This window comes from Luteimonas sp. TWI662, from assembly GCF_039673825.1.
Classification (GTDB): Bacteria; Pseudomonadota; Gammaproteobacteria; order Xanthomonadales; family Xanthomonadaceae; genus Luteimonas.
Genome location: NZ_JBDJMI010000060.1, coordinates 1 through 562, shown reverse-complemented (window position 1 = coordinate 562; position 562 = coordinate 1). Strand labels below are relative to the sequence as shown.

Here is a 562-nt window from a genome sequence, read left to right as displayed (position 1 = left end):
CGTCGCGAGCATCATGCAGCTGAAGCTCGAGGTCATCGCGAAGCTGACGTCGTGGGTTTCGGGCGGCAGCAGCAGGGTCATCGACCGCCGCACCGCGACCCGGCCCAGCGCGCCGTCGGCGTTGCAGGTCACCACCAGGTGGCGCACATCGGCGACCAGCGCCTCGGCCAGCTCGACCGCCGCCACGCTCTCGGGGCTGTTGCCCGAGCGCCCGAAGGACACCAGCAGCAGCGGCCGACCGGGATCGAGATACAGCCGCGGCGCGCTGACCAGGTCGGTCGTGGGCACCGCATCGACGCGCGCAGCGAGGGTCCGGTCGAGCCACGGCGCCAGGCATTCGCCGATATAGGCCGAGGTACCGGCGCCGGTCAGGATCACCCGCGCCGTCGGGTCGCCCGACACCGGCGCGATGAAGGCGGCGAGCTGCTCGGCCATCCCGGCGACCAGCGCCTGGGTGCGCAGGAGCATGCGCGGCTGCTGTTCGATCTCGCGCGCGGTCCACAGCGCGCCGCTGGCGGCCAGGTCGGGTTCGGGCAGGCCGAGAAGGTCAGGACTGGGCATC

1 protein-coding gene is annotated in these 562 nt (G+C 72.8%); it reads right to left on the bottom strand.

The window, feature by feature from the left end:
- The coding region (locus tag ABE488_RS17735) for an SIS domain-containing protein (protein WP_346449711.1) at positions 1 to 561 on the bottom strand (561 nt) is incomplete at its 3' end.
- Position 562 lies beyond the last annotated feature (1 nt).